Annotated in this window: 11 protein-coding genes and 3 pseudogenes; 10 read left to right on the forward strand and 4 right to left on the reverse strand. The window is 72.5% G+C overall.

Features of this window, described 5'->3' with window-relative positions; translation table 11 throughout:
• The first annotated feature begins 104 nt into the window (after positions 1 to 104).
• On the forward strand, positions 105 to 287 hold the full coding sequence (locus tag ACJX2R_RS03000; RefSeq protein ID WP_413098611.1) for a vitamin K epoxide reductase family protein: 183 nt from the start codon (positions 105 to 107) through the stop codon (positions 285 to 287).
• 69 nt (positions 288 to 356) lie between these two features.
• Here ACJX2R_RS03000 and ACJX2R_RS03005 read toward each other — a convergent pair whose 3' ends face one another.
• A complete protein-coding gene (locus ACJX2R_RS03005) occupies positions 357 to 1,562 on the reverse strand; it encodes a globin domain-containing protein (protein ID WP_413098612.1) in 1,206 nt (401 codons plus the stop codon).
• A gap of 299 nt (positions 1,563 to 1,861) precedes the next feature.
• On the opposite strand from ACJX2R_RS03005, the gene ACJX2R_RS03010 reads away from it, so the two are divergent.
• From ACJX2R_RS03010 to ACJX2R_RS03020, 3 genes and pseudogenes are all read left to right on the forward strand, one after another.
• Positions 1,862 to 2,359, forward strand: a complete 498-nt coding sequence (locus ACJX2R_RS03010; RefSeq protein ID WP_413098613.1) for a hypothetical protein — start codon at positions 1,862 to 1,864, stop codon at positions 2,357 to 2,359.
• Complete coding sequence (locus ACJX2R_RS03015; protein ID WP_413098614.1) at positions 2,356 to 2,799, forward strand: pyridoxamine 5'-phosphate oxidase family protein; 444 nt, start codon at positions 2,356 to 2,358, stop codon at positions 2,797 to 2,799. Before ACJX2R_RS03010 ends, ACJX2R_RS03015 begins: the two co-directional genes overlap by 4 nt.
• A gap of 57 nt (positions 2,800 to 2,856) precedes the next feature.
• A pseudogene (locus tag ACJX2R_RS03020) lies at positions 2,857 to 3,051 on the forward strand (regulator); the annotation flags it as partial.
• A 19-nt stretch (positions 3,052 to 3,070) separates the two neighbouring features.
• On the opposite strand, the gene ACJX2R_RS03025 reads toward ACJX2R_RS03020, so the two are convergent.
• Together ACJX2R_RS03025 and ACJX2R_RS03030 are read right to left on the reverse strand one after the other, a co-directional pair.
• Positions 3,071 to 3,757 (reverse strand): response regulator, encoded by a 687-nt coding sequence (locus ACJX2R_RS03025; protein ID WP_413098615.1) that lies wholly within the window; start codon positions 3,755 to 3,757, stop codon positions 3,071 to 3,073.
• A gap of 148 nt (positions 3,758 to 3,905) precedes the next feature.
• Positions 3,906 to 4,190, reverse strand: a pseudogene (locus ACJX2R_RS03030) (MFS transporter); the annotation flags it as partial.
• A gap of 5 nt (positions 4,191 to 4,195) precedes the next feature.
• Here ACJX2R_RS03030 and ACJX2R_RS03035 point away from each other — a divergent pair.
• The 6 genes from ACJX2R_RS03035 to ACJX2R_RS03060 all read left to right on the forward strand — a co-directional run bounded on the left by ACJX2R_RS03035 (position 4,196) and on the right by ACJX2R_RS03060 (position 9,544).
• Positions 4,196 to 5,035 (forward strand): LysR substrate-binding domain-containing protein, encoded by an 840-nt coding sequence (locus tag ACJX2R_RS03035; protein WP_413098616.1) that lies wholly within the window; start codon positions 4,196 to 4,198, stop codon positions 5,033 to 5,035.
• Positions 5,036 to 5,161: 126 nt separating this feature from the next.
• Positions 5,162 to 6,049 (forward strand): universal stress protein, encoded by an 888-nt coding sequence (locus ACJX2R_RS03040; protein WP_413098617.1) that lies wholly within the window; start codon positions 5,162 to 5,164, stop codon positions 6,047 to 6,049.
• Between the two features lie 66 nt (positions 6,050 to 6,115).
• Entirely contained in the window at positions 6,116 to 6,616 is a 501-nt protein-coding gene (locus ACJX2R_RS03045; protein WP_413098618.1) for a hypothetical protein, read from the forward strand.
• Positions 6,617 to 6,672: 56 nt separating this feature from the next.
• Positions 6,673 to 7,548 (forward strand): universal stress protein, encoded by an 876-nt coding sequence (locus ACJX2R_RS03050; protein ID WP_413098619.1) that lies wholly within the window; start codon positions 6,673 to 6,675, stop codon positions 7,546 to 7,548.
• Between the two features lie 163 nt (positions 7,549 to 7,711).
• Entirely contained in the window at positions 7,712 to 7,972 is a 261-nt protein-coding gene (locus ACJX2R_RS03055; RefSeq protein WP_413098620.1) for a hypothetical protein, read from the forward strand.
• A 324-nt stretch (positions 7,973 to 8,296) separates the two neighbouring features.
• Entirely contained in the window at positions 8,297 to 9,544 is a 1,248-nt protein-coding gene (locus tag ACJX2R_RS03060; RefSeq protein WP_413098621.1) for an alpha/beta hydrolase, read from the forward strand.
• Between the two features lie 40 nt (positions 9,545 to 9,584).
• Here the strand turns inward: ACJX2R_RS03060 and ACJX2R_RS03065 are convergent.
• Positions 9,585 to 12,928, reverse strand: a pseudogene (locus tag ACJX2R_RS03065) (bifunctional [glutamine synthetase] adenylyltransferase/[glutamine synthetase]-adenylyl-L-tyrosine phosphorylase).
• Positions 12,929 to 13,113: the final 185 nt, after the last annotated feature.

Consider the following 13,113-nt stretch of genomic DNA (forward strand, 5'->3'; position numbering starts at 1 on the left):
ACCGGTTGGCTGCTGACCCTGGCCGGAGCCGTCGGCTGGCTCGCCTCCTTCCAGCTCACGGTGGATGACTGGCGGCTGCTGAAGGACCCGGCGTATCAGCCGCCGTGCGACATCAGCCCGTCCTCGGACTGGCCGTGCTCACCGGGGCCCGGCTGCACCGGATGCCGTGGCTGGGGCTGAACGCCGGGGCCCTCGCCGGTGTGGTGTTCGTGCACTGGCTGATCTTCCAGTCACTGGCGGTCCTCGTGCTCACCCGCTTCTGGCCCTCCTGGAGCGGCCTGCTGTGAACGGGTCCAGGCCCCACGGACCGGGCTGGTCCATGGGGCCTGCTTCCTGCCGCCCGGCGGCCGGGCGGCTCAGCCCTCGCCGTGGGCCAGCCACAGGTCGGGGCCGAAGACCTCGTAGCGGATGCGGCATGCGGGGACACCGGCCCGGAGCAGCTGGGCCCGGACGGCGCGCATGAAGGGGAGCGAGCCGCACAGGTACACATCGGCCTCGGCGGGCAGGTCCAGGCCGTCGAGATCCATCAGGCCCGTGCGCGCACCGACTTCCCCTGCCGCGTCCTCCTCGTACCAGAACTCCGCCCGAGCGTCGGGCAGCTGGGCCACGATACGGCGGGTGTCGGCCCGCAGGGCGTGGTCGGCCGGGGCGTGGTCGGCGTGCAGGACGCGGACCGGCCGGGCCGAACCGGTGGTGGCGAGGTGTTCGAGCATGGCGACCATGGGGGTGCAGCCGATACCCGCGGACACCAGCACGAGCGGGGTGTCGGTGTCATCGAGGACGACGTCTCCGAACGGGGCCGACAGGGTGAGTTCGCCGCCGGCCCGCACGGTGCGGTGCAGCCGGCCGGACACCTCGCCCTCGGGGGCGCCGGCCACGCTCGCCACGCGCTTGACGGTGATGCGCCGCAGCCGGTCGCCGGGGGCGTTGGACAGGCTGTACTGGCGGGTCTGGTGGATTCCGTCGGGCATGAGCACCCGGACGCTGACGTACTGACCGGCGCGGGCAGCGGGCAGCGGGCCGTCATCGGCCGGACGCAGCAGGAAGGAGGCCACGTCCGGGGTCTCCTCCCGCCGCTCCACCACGGTCCACCGCCGCCACGGGTGCCGCGAGTCGACCTCGGCCTCCTGGTAGAGGCGGGCCTCCTGGGCGATGAGGGCACCGGCCATCAGCCAGTACACCTCGTCCCAGGCGGAGGCCACCTCCGCGGTGACGGCCTCGCCCAGCACATCGCCGATGGCGCGGAAGAGGTATTTGTGGACGATCGTGTACTGGTCCTCGGTGACGCCGAGCGCGGCGTGCTTGTGGGCGATCCGGGACAGCAGCGCGTCGGGCCGGGTGTCGGGGGCGGCCAGCAGCGCCTGGGCGAAGGCAGCGATCGATCCCGCCAGTGCCTTGCGCTGCTCACCGCTGGCCTGGTTGCCACGGTTGAACAGTCCGTCCAACAGCTCGGGCTGCTCGGCGAACATGGTGCCGTAGAAACGCGCCGTGATCTCGTCCAGCGCCTCGCCCACAGCGGGCAGGGTGGCACGAATGACAGCGGCCGATTCAAGCGAAAGCATGGCTCTCCTCTGCGGTGCGGGCACATGGGGGGGGACGGCGCTGACCGTCGCAGCCGGATCCGTCGTGTGGATCGGATCGGTACATCGATCGTGCCGGTGGCACCGCGATGGCGAACAGGGCCGAACTTCCCCGCTGGCAGGGACCGTCGGGCCGACTGGACGTGAGGCTCGGCTGTTCGCGCCCGGACCGCAAGGACCGACCGGCCCTTTCCTCGTTCCGCTCGGCTCTGGCGCGCCGCGCCCGAGCCCGGAGACGATCAAGCAGATCAGTGAGCGGTGGGAAGAAAGGACAGTCGGGGATGATCGCTGTCGTGGGGCATCCCGATCTCAGCACGTCGACGCTTGTGCTGGTGGAGGAGGAACTGCGGTCGAGGCTGGTCGAGTTCGCCCGGACGGGCGGAGCCGGCCTGGTCCGCGCCGGAAAGGGGTTGCCGACGGCCTTCGGGAGGGCCGCCCGCAAGGCCGGGCTGGCCCTGGTGACGGTCCTGCCGTCGCGGAACGGCGTGCCCACGCAGTTGGCCGAGCTCGACCGCAGGGCCGCCGGCGAACTGCTGCTGCTGTCGGAGCAGGTGCGGCTGGTGGAGTACGACCCCGGCGACCGCGGCTCGTGCGTGACCGCGGACGAGAGTTTGCTGCGCCACTGCGCCCGCGTGCTCGCGGTATGGGACGGCTCGCCGTCCAACGGCCGTGACGTCACGGCGCATCTGGTGGCCTACGCGCGCAGTCACGGGGTCGATGTCGAGGTGATCTGGCCGCGGGGGGCCAGGCATGGGACCGTTCGCCGGAAACCGTCATGACCGTCCAGCCCCTTCCCCCCGTTCCCGGCACCCGCATGGTCGAGCTGGACCGGAAGGAATCGCTCAGGCTACTGGCGGGCGTGTCCATGGGGCGGGTGGGCTTCACCCACCAGGCGCTCCCGGTGATCCGGCCGGTCAACCACCTCGTGAACGACGACGGCGACATCGTCATCCGCACCCATGCCGGTGCCGCGCTCCTGGCCACCGCCTCGGCGTCCGAGGTGGTGGTGTACGAGGCCGACCAGATCGACGAGGCCACGCACACCGGCTGGAGTGTGATGGTCACCGGCACCGCGAGCCGCGTCACGGACCCGCGGGCGCTCTCCCGCTACCGCACCGAGCTGACGCCCTGGATCAACACGGAGATGGAGCACGTGGTCCGCATCCGTGCCGATTTCGTGACCGGCTACCGGCTGGAGACGACGGCATCACACCGGTAGCACGGCGTCGCAAGCCGTTGCTCCGTGCGGGATTCGCGGACCGCACCGGCGACGTGGGCCGCCACGGCGACAACACCCGTACGGGCCTACGCATTCGATGCCACGGCTATCCGCTCCATGTGCCAGGACGACCCGGCTCTCGGCCAGGCCGTCACCCAGTGGGTCGGCGAGGTACTCGCCCACCGGCTGCGTTGCACCAGGACCCGACTGCTGGACCACTACGCCCCGTACGGCGTCGGCAGCGCCGTCTGAGCGGGCGGGACCTTGGTCTTCAGCGCCCTTCCCGCCGCCGGTCCTGGGCCTGGGTGGCGATGACCGCGGCCTGGATGCGACGTTCCACGCCGAGCTTGGCCAGCAGACGGGAGATGTGGTTCTTCACCGTCTTCTCGGCCAGGTACAGCCGCTGGCCGATCTGGCGGTTGGTCAGCCCCTCGCCGATCAGAGCCAGGATCTCGCGCTCCCGTTGCGTCAGGCCGGGCAGGATGTCGGGCTCCTCCTGCCGCTGACCCCCGCGCAGCCGGGCCATCAGCCTGGTGGCGGCGCTCGGGTCGAGCAGGGACTGGCCGTCGGCCAGGGTGCGTACCGCGGACACCAGGTCCGAGCCCTGGATCTGCTTCAGGACGTACCCGGAGGCGCCCGCCATGATCGAGTCCAGCAGGGCCTCCTCCTCGTCGAAGGAGGTCAGCATCAGGCAGGCGAGTTCGGGCATGCGCGAGCGCAACTCACGGCACACGGACACGCCGTCACCGTCGGGCAGCCGAACGTCGAGAATGGCCACCCGCGGTCGCAGCGCGGGGACGCGGACCAGGGCCTGCTCCACCGTCCCGGCCTCGCCGACCACGCTGATGTCCGGCTCGTCGTTGAGCAGATCGCGCACACCACGCCGTACCACCTCGTGGTCGTCCAGCAGGAAGACCCGGGTGGGGTTGCCGGGGCCGGGCCGCTCGCTGTCCGCCATGAAGTGCTCCCTGTGGGTTCCGCGTTCCGTCGATGCCCGATCGCGTCGGGATCGGGCATCCGAACCGAGATCCTTCTCGCATTCGGGCCGAAGTACCAGGGCCGGTCGGCCCCATTCCGCGGCTGACCGGTACGACCGCGGGCCGCCGTCAGTCCGTGGCCGGGAAGCGGCGCGGCGCCAGGAACAGCAGGACCAGGAAGGCCAGCGCCGCCGCGCAGCCCGCGCCCAGGTACACGGTGCGGACGGCGTCCGAGACAGCCCGCCGGGCCACCTCCGGCGCGGTCCCGGCGTGGAGCGCCGGGGTCACCGAATCGAGGTCGCCCATGCCCACGAGCCGCGCCGACAGCACCCCGTTGACGATCGCGCCGAAAACCGAGGCGCCGATCGTCTGGCCGGTCTGGCGGCAGAAGAGAACGGAGGCGGTGGCCGTACCCCACGGTGAGCCAGCACATCCGCAAGCTGGAGCGGGCGGTGGGGCGGCCGTTGCTGGTCCGGGACACTCGCAGCGTGGTGTTGACCATCGACGGGGAAGCCATGGTCGGCTTCGCCCGTTCCATCCTCGCCGCACACGCCGAGGCGGCGGACTACTTCACCGGCACCGGGGTTCGGGGCCGGTTGCGCTTCGGAGTGACCGACGATCTCGCGTTGACCCAAGTGCCGCGGATCCTGCGGGATTTCCGGCACCTCAACCCCGGTGTCACCTTGGACCTCACCGTCTCCCAAGGGGTACATCTGCAACGAAGAGTGGAATCCGGCCACGTCGACGTCGCCTTCGTCAAGACCAACGCCGGGGATGGCCGAGGGCGGCTGGTGCGCCGGGACCGGCTGGTCTGGGCCGCTGCCGAGGGAACCGGTCTGCGGTGGGACGAGGAACGGCCGGTGCCGCTCATCGTGTACCAAGCGCCCAGTCCCAGCCGGGATCTGGCGGTGCGGGCGTTGGAGGAGGCGGGCATCAAGCACCGCGTGGTCCGCACGGCGCGCGGGGTCAACACCGTCCTCGCCGCCACCCGCGCCGGGCTCGGCCTCGCGATCTTCGTCCGCAGTCTGCTGCCGAGCGACCTGGTCGAGCTCCCCGGCAGCGCGGGCCTGCCCGAACTCGGCGAACTCGACCTCGTCCTGCTGACCAACCCGCACGCCCCCGCCGAACCCGTCGAGGCGCTGACCACCGCCATCCTCGCGCACACCGACCGCATCCGCGCCATCCACGGAACCCGCCGCTGGCCGGCCGAGCCGGGGCGTGCGGGGGCCTCGGGAGCCCGTCCGGAGAGAACGGGATGAGGCCGCCCCCGACCGCGCGCGGGCACGGCATGGGCCGGTCGGCCGCGCTCAGGGGACCTGGGACCCATCCCGCCACCCCGCCCCCGCCGAGAGGGTGGAAGCGCGCCCCAGAAGGAGGTCCGCCCCATGCCCCGTACCGTCACCGTCGGCCTGGACGGTTCACCCGAGAGCCTCGCCGCGGCGGACTGGGCGGCCCGCGAGGCCCAGCGCCGCGAACTGCCTCTGCGCATCGTCCACGCGCTGGACTGGCACTCGTTCACCTACGCGCCACTCACCGGAGTCGAATCACTGGCCCGATGGGCCGAGCGCCTGCCGGGCGACACCGCGGCGCGGCTGCGACACGACCACCCGGGCCTGCGGATCGTCCATGAGCAGGTCGCCCGCGAACCGGTGCCGTCGCTGCTGGCGGCCGCCGGCAACGCCGAGTTGCTGGTTCTCGGCTCCCGGGGCCTGAGCAGGGTCACCGGGGTTCTGGTCGGCTCCGTGGCGCTGTCGATCGTGGCCCGGGCCGAGCCCCCCGTCGTCCTGGTACCGACCGGCGGGGCAGGCAGGGGCGACCGCCGGACCGGACCGGCAGCCACAGCCGCTCCGGCGCTCGTACGCCGCGATGTCGTATTGGGGCTCGACCTCCGGCGGCCCGCCGCCCCGGTGCTGGAGTTCGCGTTCGACGCCGCCGCCCGCCGGGCGACGGCACTGCGCGTCATCCACGGTTGGAGCCCGCCCTCCACCTCCGGCCACCCGGTCCCCTTCGGCACCGGAGCGTCAGCTCAGGTCGCGAACGAGCTGACCGACGTGCTCCGCCCGTGGCGGGCGAAGTTCCCCGGCGTCGAGGTGAGCGAGCAGACCGTGGTCGGCAGCCCCGCGGGGCACCTGGTGGACGCATCGGCCTACGCCGCCCTGGTGGTGGTGGGCCGCTTCACCCACGGTCCGCGGCCCGGCCCGCGCATCGGTCCGGTCACCCACGCAGTACTGCACCATTCCACCGCGCCGGTGGCGGTGATCGCGCACAGCTGACGCCCCGTCGAGAGGCAGCCGCGAAGCCGACACCGTTCCTGGCCCGTCCGTCGAAGGAAACCATCCATGTTCAGAACCGTGCTGCACACCGCCCTCGCCTCCGCCCTGCTGACACTGGCTCCGGGCGTGCCCGCCGCCGCACACACCGTCGCCCCGACACCGCGTGGGGCCGGAGTTCAGGAAGACACCGTGCCGGCCGACCGGTCGGGTGCCGCGGAGTCCGCCTTCGACCACGTCGCGAACTTCTACGGCGCCTACATCGACGCGCGCGACTCCGCGAGCGGGCGACTCCGCCAGGAGCTCCGTCGTCACTATCTGGCCCCCGAACTCCTCCGGCGTCTGGCGGACTGGGAAAGCGAGCACGCCGCCGACGGCGTGCTGCGCGCCCAGGGCGTTCCCACCGCCTGGAAGGTCAGTTACGAGGACAGCGCCATGGGACACACCTGGACGCGGGTGCGACTCGCCTGGGACACCGGGGACCACCCCACGTACACCTGTCTCTCCCTGCGCTCGGACCTGGCCACCAAGCTCATCTCCGACATCAGCGTGACGCCCGTCCAGCGATGAATCTCCCCGGCGCGGAACACCCGCTGCCCACCCCCTCACGCACGGAGGTACCTGTCATGCTTCGCCCCGTCGTCGTCGGGCTCGACGGCTCCCCCGAGAGTTTCACCGCGGCCAACTGGGCGGCCCGCGAGGCCCAGCGCCGCGGGCTGCCACTGCACCTGGTGCACGCCTCGCTCTGGCAGGCCGGCGATCTGCCCGCCGCGGACAGCGAGGACACCGTGCGGCACTGGGCACAGCGCATCCTGCACGACGGCGAGAAGGAACTGAGCGGTCGCTACCCGGGCCTTCCGCTCACCGCCGAGCAGGTGCCCACCACGGCCGCCACAGCGCTGCTGGAGCGGGCGGAGGACGCCGAGATGCTGGTGCTCGGCTCGCGCGGGCTCGGCGCTCTGGCCGGCTTCCTGCTCGGCTCCGTCGGCCAGCGGGTCCTCGCCCAAGCGACGTGCCCGGTGGTGATGGTGCGGGCGAACGAACGGTCCGCCGCCGAGCGGCCGGGCGACGAGGTCGTCGTCGCGCTCCAGAACCTGACGGAGGCTCCCGGGCCGCTGCTGGACTTCGCGTTCGCCGCGGCGGCCGCGCGCGGGGCGACGTTGCGGGCCGTGCATGTCTGCAAGCTACCCGCGTCCGACTACGGGTACGGCCTCGCCGCGGGATCCGTCGGCTACCTGGACGGGGATCTGGAGGGCCGGGTGAACCGGGAACTGGAAAAGGCCCTGGAACCGTGGCGGAAGAACTACCCACGGGTCACGGTGGAACACACGATCGATCTCGCGTTCGTGGCCGGGGCCGTGCTGCGAGCCACCGCCGGGGCCGGGCTGCTGGTGGTCGGCCGCCGGACACACCGTTCCGTCCCGGGTACGCATATCGGCCCGGTCACGCACGCGGTGCTCCACCACTCCACCGTCCCGGTCGCCGTCGTACCGCACGACTGAAAGCCGGCTCCCGGCGTCCGGCCGGGCCTGCGGCCTCGCTCTCGCCCCGGCTCTCTGTGGGCCGGGTACACCACCCCGCCCACCGGGACCGACCGGCCCTGGGCCCCGCCCCGCTGCCGGGGAGATCCAAAACCGCTGTCAACGGCACAAGGAGCGATCGGACATGACTCGCAGGACCACCGATGAGGACGCGGCCGTGACGGTACGCGCCGAGGACGGCATCGATGAGGAGACGCTCGGCTACGCGCGGACCAAGGTCGACGCGGTCCTGTCCCGGCCGGGGCTGCCCGCGGTCACCGGCGAGGTGAGGATCGCCAAGGCGGCGGCCCCCGACGTGGAGCGCCCCTGGACGGCCGGATCGACCCCGTCGGCGCTTCGCCGCGGCACACGGTGTGTGGCCGGGCCGCGTCGACGATGGCGATGACGAGGAACACGCTGACGACGCCCGCCGCGATCAACGCCGCCGCAGCCACGCGGCCCGGATTCGCCTCCCCCGCTTCTGGACCGAACCGTACCCCCTTCCCCCCGCACTGCCCGGCACCCTCGAAGCGGCCGGCCCGAGCACCGCGGAGCCGGCGCACATCAGGACGTCCGCCGCCGCGGACACCGGACACCGCGGGAACTGAGGAAGCGAGACGCCGCTGGACCTGCTCGGGACGCACTCATGTCCATGGTGGGCTTGAGTGCACCACGGACACGGGGGCGTCTCGGATGTCGATGCGAACGGTGAGTCCGTAACGTCTCCGACATGAGTGATGAGACGCGCATATTCCAGGAAAAGCAGACCAGTTGGCGGATACCGAAGGGGCTCTCCGGTGTGGCGGCCCTGCTCCTCGCCGGACTCGCCGTCGCGCCGGTCGCCACGGCGGCGGAGCGCGACACCGCCCACCGCGGCACCCTCGTCTCCGTCACCCCGGTCGCCGACCATGACGCCGGGCGGGTCAGGGAGTTCCTGGCCGGGAGGGACATCGCGAGCGATTCGGTGCGGTACGGCGTATGGGCGTACCGGCTGACGTACCGGACCGTGGACCCCTACGGGAAACCCACGACCGCGACCGGGCTCCTCAGCCTTCCCAAGGGGGGAGCCCAGCGGCTCGACCTCGTCTCGGACACGCATGGCACCATGGTCAAGCGCACCTACGCGCCCTCCGCGAGCGAGGACTTTGGCCGTGTGCCGTCGTATCTGAACGCCTCGGCGGGGCGTGCGGTCGCCGCGCCCGACTATCTGGGGCTCGGTGAAGGGCCGGGCCCGCACCCGTACATGGACACCCGCTCCGCCGTCACCGCCTCCGTCGACATGCTGCGCGCCGCCCGCACGGCCGCGGGCCGGCTCGGCCGTCCGCTGACCGGTGATGTCTACGCGACCGGCTTCTCGCAGGGCGGCCAGGTGGCGATGGCGCTCGGCCGGGCGCTGGAAAGCGGCGCGGACCAGCACTTCCGGTTGAAGGGCCTGGCACCGGTGAGCGGGCCGTACGATCTGGAGGGCCAGGAGGTGCCCGCCCTGTTCGACGGTCGGGTCAACGACATCAGCGGCGTCCTCTACATCTCGTACTGGCTGGTCGCCCAGAACCGGCTGCACCACTTCTACCAGGACCCGGGCGAGGTCTTCCGTGCGCCGTACGCGAGCCGCGTCGAGTCACTCTTCGACGGAAGGCATGACGAGGAGGAGGTGATCAACGGCCTCGCCCCCTCGGTGAAGCAGCTGCTCACGCCCGCCTTCCACGACCGTCTGCAACACCCGACCGGCCCGCTGCTGGACGCCATGCGCTCGGCCGATCACACCTGCGACTGGAAGCCCGACGCGCCGGTGCGGCTGTACGCGGGCGCCGCCGACACCGACGTACCCATCGGGAACGCGCGCAGTTGCGCGCTCCAACTCGCCGCTCACCAGGCGCACGTCCCTGTCGTGAACCAGGGCGAGGTGGACCACTTCGGGTCCTTCGCGGTGTCGGCACCGCAGGTGACGCGCTGGTTCAATGCGCTGGCCGGACACTGATCAATTCGTGGGGACCAACTGCCACGGCCTGGCGAGGCGGTCAGCTCTCGTAGTCGTAGAAGAGCCGCTCCACCACCGCCCGCGCCCGGCGGGTGGTGCGGCGGTAGTCCTCCAGCATCTCGCCGACGTGGCCAGGGCCGTAGCCCAAGTACCGGCCCACGGCGGCCAGTTCACGCACGTCCGTCGGGAAAGTGTCGCCGGGGCGGCCACGGACGAGCATGACGGCGTTGCGGACCCGGCTGGCGAGGATCCACGCCTCGTCGAGGGTCTGGGCGTCCTCGGTGGAGATCAGCCCGGCGGCGTGGGCGGCGGCCAGGGCCTCGCGGGTGCGGGTGGTGCGCAGCCCCGGTTCGGCCCAGCCGTGGCGCATCTGGAGCAGCTGGACGGTCCATTCGACGTCGCTGAGACCGCCGCGGCCCAGCTTGGCGTGGGTGGTGGGGTCGGCCCCGCGCGGCAGCCGCTCGGACTCCATCCGGGCCTTGAGCCGCCGGATCTCGCGGATCGCGTCCTCGCCCAGGCCCTCGGCCGGATACCGCAGCGGATCGATCAGTTCGATGAAGCGTTCGCCGAGCCCGGGGTCGCCCGCCACCGGCTCGGCGCGCAGCAGCGCCTGGCTCTCCCAGACCAGCGACCAGCGGCGGTAGTAGGCGGCGTACGAGGCCAGGGTGCGCACCAGCGGCCCGGACTTTCCCTCGGGGCGCAGATCGGCGTCGATGAGCAGGGGCGGGTCCACGGTGGGGAGCTGGAGCAGCCGTCGCATCTCGTTGGCCACGGCGAAGGCGGCGCGGGCGGCCTCCTGGTCGTCGGCGCCCTCGCGCGGCTCGTGGACGAAGAGCACATCGGCGTCCGAGCCGTAGCTGAGCTCATGGCCGCCGAAGCGGCCGACACCGATGACCGCGAAGCGGGTGGGCAGCTCATCACCCCAGGTGTCACGGACGGCGGCACGCAGCGCCCCGGCGAGGGTCGCGGCGTTCAGATCGGAGAGGGCGTCGCCGACCATGTCGACCAGCGCCCCCGCGCTCGCGGGCTCCTCGGCAGCGCCGTACGGTCCGCAGGGCGGGCCGGGGCGTGGGGCTCGCGGTCGCGCGGCGCGCTGGGCACCTCGGCCGCGCGCCGCCCGCCACGCCGAACACGCGCCGTCGACAAGGTGGCCAAGGCGCCGTCGCCGCCCGGCGGCGGCCAGCCAACGCTTGGCCGGGCCACCTCGTTCACCAGCCGCGCGCTCGCGATCACATCCGCCGCCGCCGTACGGAACAGCTCACGCCGCCGCACCCCACGCGCCGCCGCGACCGCCTGCTCGGCGCCGTCGGCGCGGCCGACCGCGGCCAGCACCTCCTGCCCCAGATGGGCCCGGCCGCGCGGGCGCAGCCCCTCCGGGTCACCCAGCACGGCCACCGCCTCGGGGACACGCAGCAGCAGATCGGGGGCGAGCCGCCCCGCGGAGAGCACCCGGGCCAGGTTCTCGGCGGCGGCGCCCTCGTCCCTCAGCAGCCGCAGATACCAGGGCGTCTTGCCCAGCGCGTCCGAGACCTTCCGCAAGCCCAGCAGCCCGGCGTCCGGGTCCGCGGAGTCGGCGAACCAGCCCAGCAGCACGGGCAGCAACGTCCGCTGGATCGCCGCCTTACGGGTCACCCCGGACACCAACGCCTCCACATGACGCAGAGCGGCGGCCGGATCCGCGTACCCCAGCGCCTCCAGCCGCTGCCCCGCCGCCCGCCGGCTCAACCGGGCCTGACCGGCCTCCCGTCGCGCCACCGCGTCCAACACCGGCCGAAAGAACAGCTTCACGTGCAGCCGCCGCACCTCACGCGCGGACCGTCGACACGCCACACCCAGCTCGCTCACCGGATCGGCATGACGATCCCAGCCGTGGACGGCGCCGAGCGACCGCCCCAGCCGTCGCAGATCCGCCTCGTCCTCCGGTACGAGATGGGTACGGCGCAGCAGGTACAGCTCGGTGCGGTGTTCCACCGAACGCAGGAAGCGACAGGCTTCGCCCAGCGCGGCCGCGTCCGAACGGCCCACGTAGCCACCCGCCGCCAGCGCCGCGAGCACCTCCAGCGTGGTACCCCCGCGCAGCGACTCATCCGACCGGCCGTGCACCAACTGCAACAGCTGCACGGTGAACTCGACGTCCCGCAGGCCCCCGGTGTCCAGCCGCGGCTCGCGATCCACCCCGGTGGCGGGGATGTTCCCCACCACGCGGCGGCACGCCTGCCGCACATACGACACCAAGTCCCCGCGCCCCACCACCTGCCACACCAACGGTGCCACCGCGTCCATATAGGCCTTCCCGAGTGCGCTGTCCCCCGCCACCGGCCGGGCCTTCAGCAGCGCCTGGAACTCCCGGACCTCGGCCCGACGCTCGTAGTAGGCCAGATGGCTGGAGAGCGTCCGCACCAGCGGGCCGTCGCGCCCATCCGGCCGCTGGCTGGAGAGCGTCCGCACCAGCGGGCCGTCGCGCCCATCCGGCCGGAGGCCGGCGTGGACGGGCCGGATGGTGCCCTCGACCGTGGCGTCGGAGCAGATCCGCATCAGCCGCGAGGCCAGCCGGGTGGCCGCCCGCACCGCCTTGGCCTCCTCCGTCCCGTCCACGGCCTCGGCGACGAAGATGACGTTGACGTCCGAGGCGTAGTTCAGCTCGCGCCCGCCGCACGTGTCCGTACCGATCACCGCCAGCCGACAGGCCGCGGCGTCCTCGGGCCGCTCCTCCGCCGCGATCTCCAGCGCGGTGTGCAGCGTCGCCGTCGCCAAGTCAGCCAGCTCGGCGGCGGCCTGGGTGACGTCGATGGTGCCGCACACCTCGCGCGCGGCGATGGCCAGCAGCGCACGACGGTACGCCACCCGCAGCGCGTCCGGCCGCGGCAGCCCCACCCCCGGCTCGCCCCAGACCCCCTCGGCCAGCGCCCGCTCGAAGTCGCAGGTGGTCGGGGGCATGCCCGCCGCCTCGTACGTCATCAGCGCCCGCCAGTGCCGCGGATGCCGGGCCAGGTGATCACCCAGCGCCTCAGACACCCCCAGCACCCCCAGCAGCCCGTCACGCAGCGACTTGACGGTGACCAGCGCGTCCAGAAGCGCCTGCCGCGAGTCAACGCGCTCCTTGTCGTCCCCGTCCCCCGAAACCTCCGGACCCTCCGGAAGCGCCTCCACCAGCCGCACCAGCCCACGCAACGCCAGATCAGGATCGGCAGTCGCCCCAAGCCCCTCCAGCAACACCGAACCGCCGCACACCGCGGCCAGCTCAGGCGCGTCCAGCAACCGCCGCGCTACCGAGACGTCAGAGAAACCACACCGCAGCAGCCGGGTGACATCGCTGCTCCTGCGCCCCTGCGGTACGGCCACGCGCGCCGCCTCCGTCCCTGTCCGACATTCCCGCCCTGCCATGATCAAGGCCCACCGAGAGCCATCACGGAAATCCCCTTATCCCCAATGCGTCTCATATCAGTTGGCCGGATATCGCGTTTTCATGGGCCATCCAGCGCCTTGCGCCCGGCGACCCGGCGGTTGCCATGCCCCGCCTTTGCCTCGTTGGCAAAATTGAAAGCGGCCGATGACCTTACAACTTTCTC

This window comes from Streptomyces sp. Inha503, from assembly GCF_047215865.1.
Lineage (GTDB): Bacteria > Actinomycetota > Actinomycetes > Streptomycetales > Streptomycetaceae > Streptomyces > Streptomyces lycopersici.

Coding starts and splice junctions, on each gene's coding strand:
- ACJX2R_RS03010 (WP_413098613.1), top strand. CDS start 1,862: ATGATCGCTGTCGTGGGGCATCCCGATCTCAGCACGTCGACGCTTGTG.
- ACJX2R_RS03055 (WP_413098620.1), top strand. CDS start 7,712: ATGACTCGCAGGACCACCGATGAGGACGCGGCCGTGACGGTACGCGCC.
- ACJX2R_RS03015 (WP_413098614.1), top strand. CDS start 2,356: ATGACCGTCCAGCCCCTTCCCCCCGTTCCCGGCACCCGCATGGTCGAG.
- ACJX2R_RS03040 (WP_413098617.1), top strand. CDS start 5,162: ATGCCCCGTACCGTCACCGTCGGCCTGGACGGTTCACCCGAGAGCCTC.
- ACJX2R_RS03025 (WP_413098615.1), bottom strand. CDS start 3,757: ATGGCGGACAGCGAGCGGCCCGGCCCCGGCAACCCCACCCGGGTCTTC.
- ACJX2R_RS03005 (WP_413098612.1), bottom strand. CDS start 1,562: ATGCTTTCGCTTGAATCGGCCGCTGTCATTCGTGCCACCCTGCCCGCT.
- ACJX2R_RS03050 (WP_413098619.1), top strand. CDS start 6,673: ATGCTTCGCCCCGTCGTCGTCGGGCTCGACGGCTCCCCCGAGAGTTTC.
- ACJX2R_RS03060 (WP_413098621.1), top strand. CDS start 8,297: ATGAGTGATGAGACGCGCATATTCCAGGAAAAGCAGACCAGTTGGCGG.
- ACJX2R_RS03045 (WP_413098618.1), top strand. CDS start 6,116: ATGTTCAGAACCGTGCTGCACACCGCCCTCGCCTCCGCCCTGCTGACA.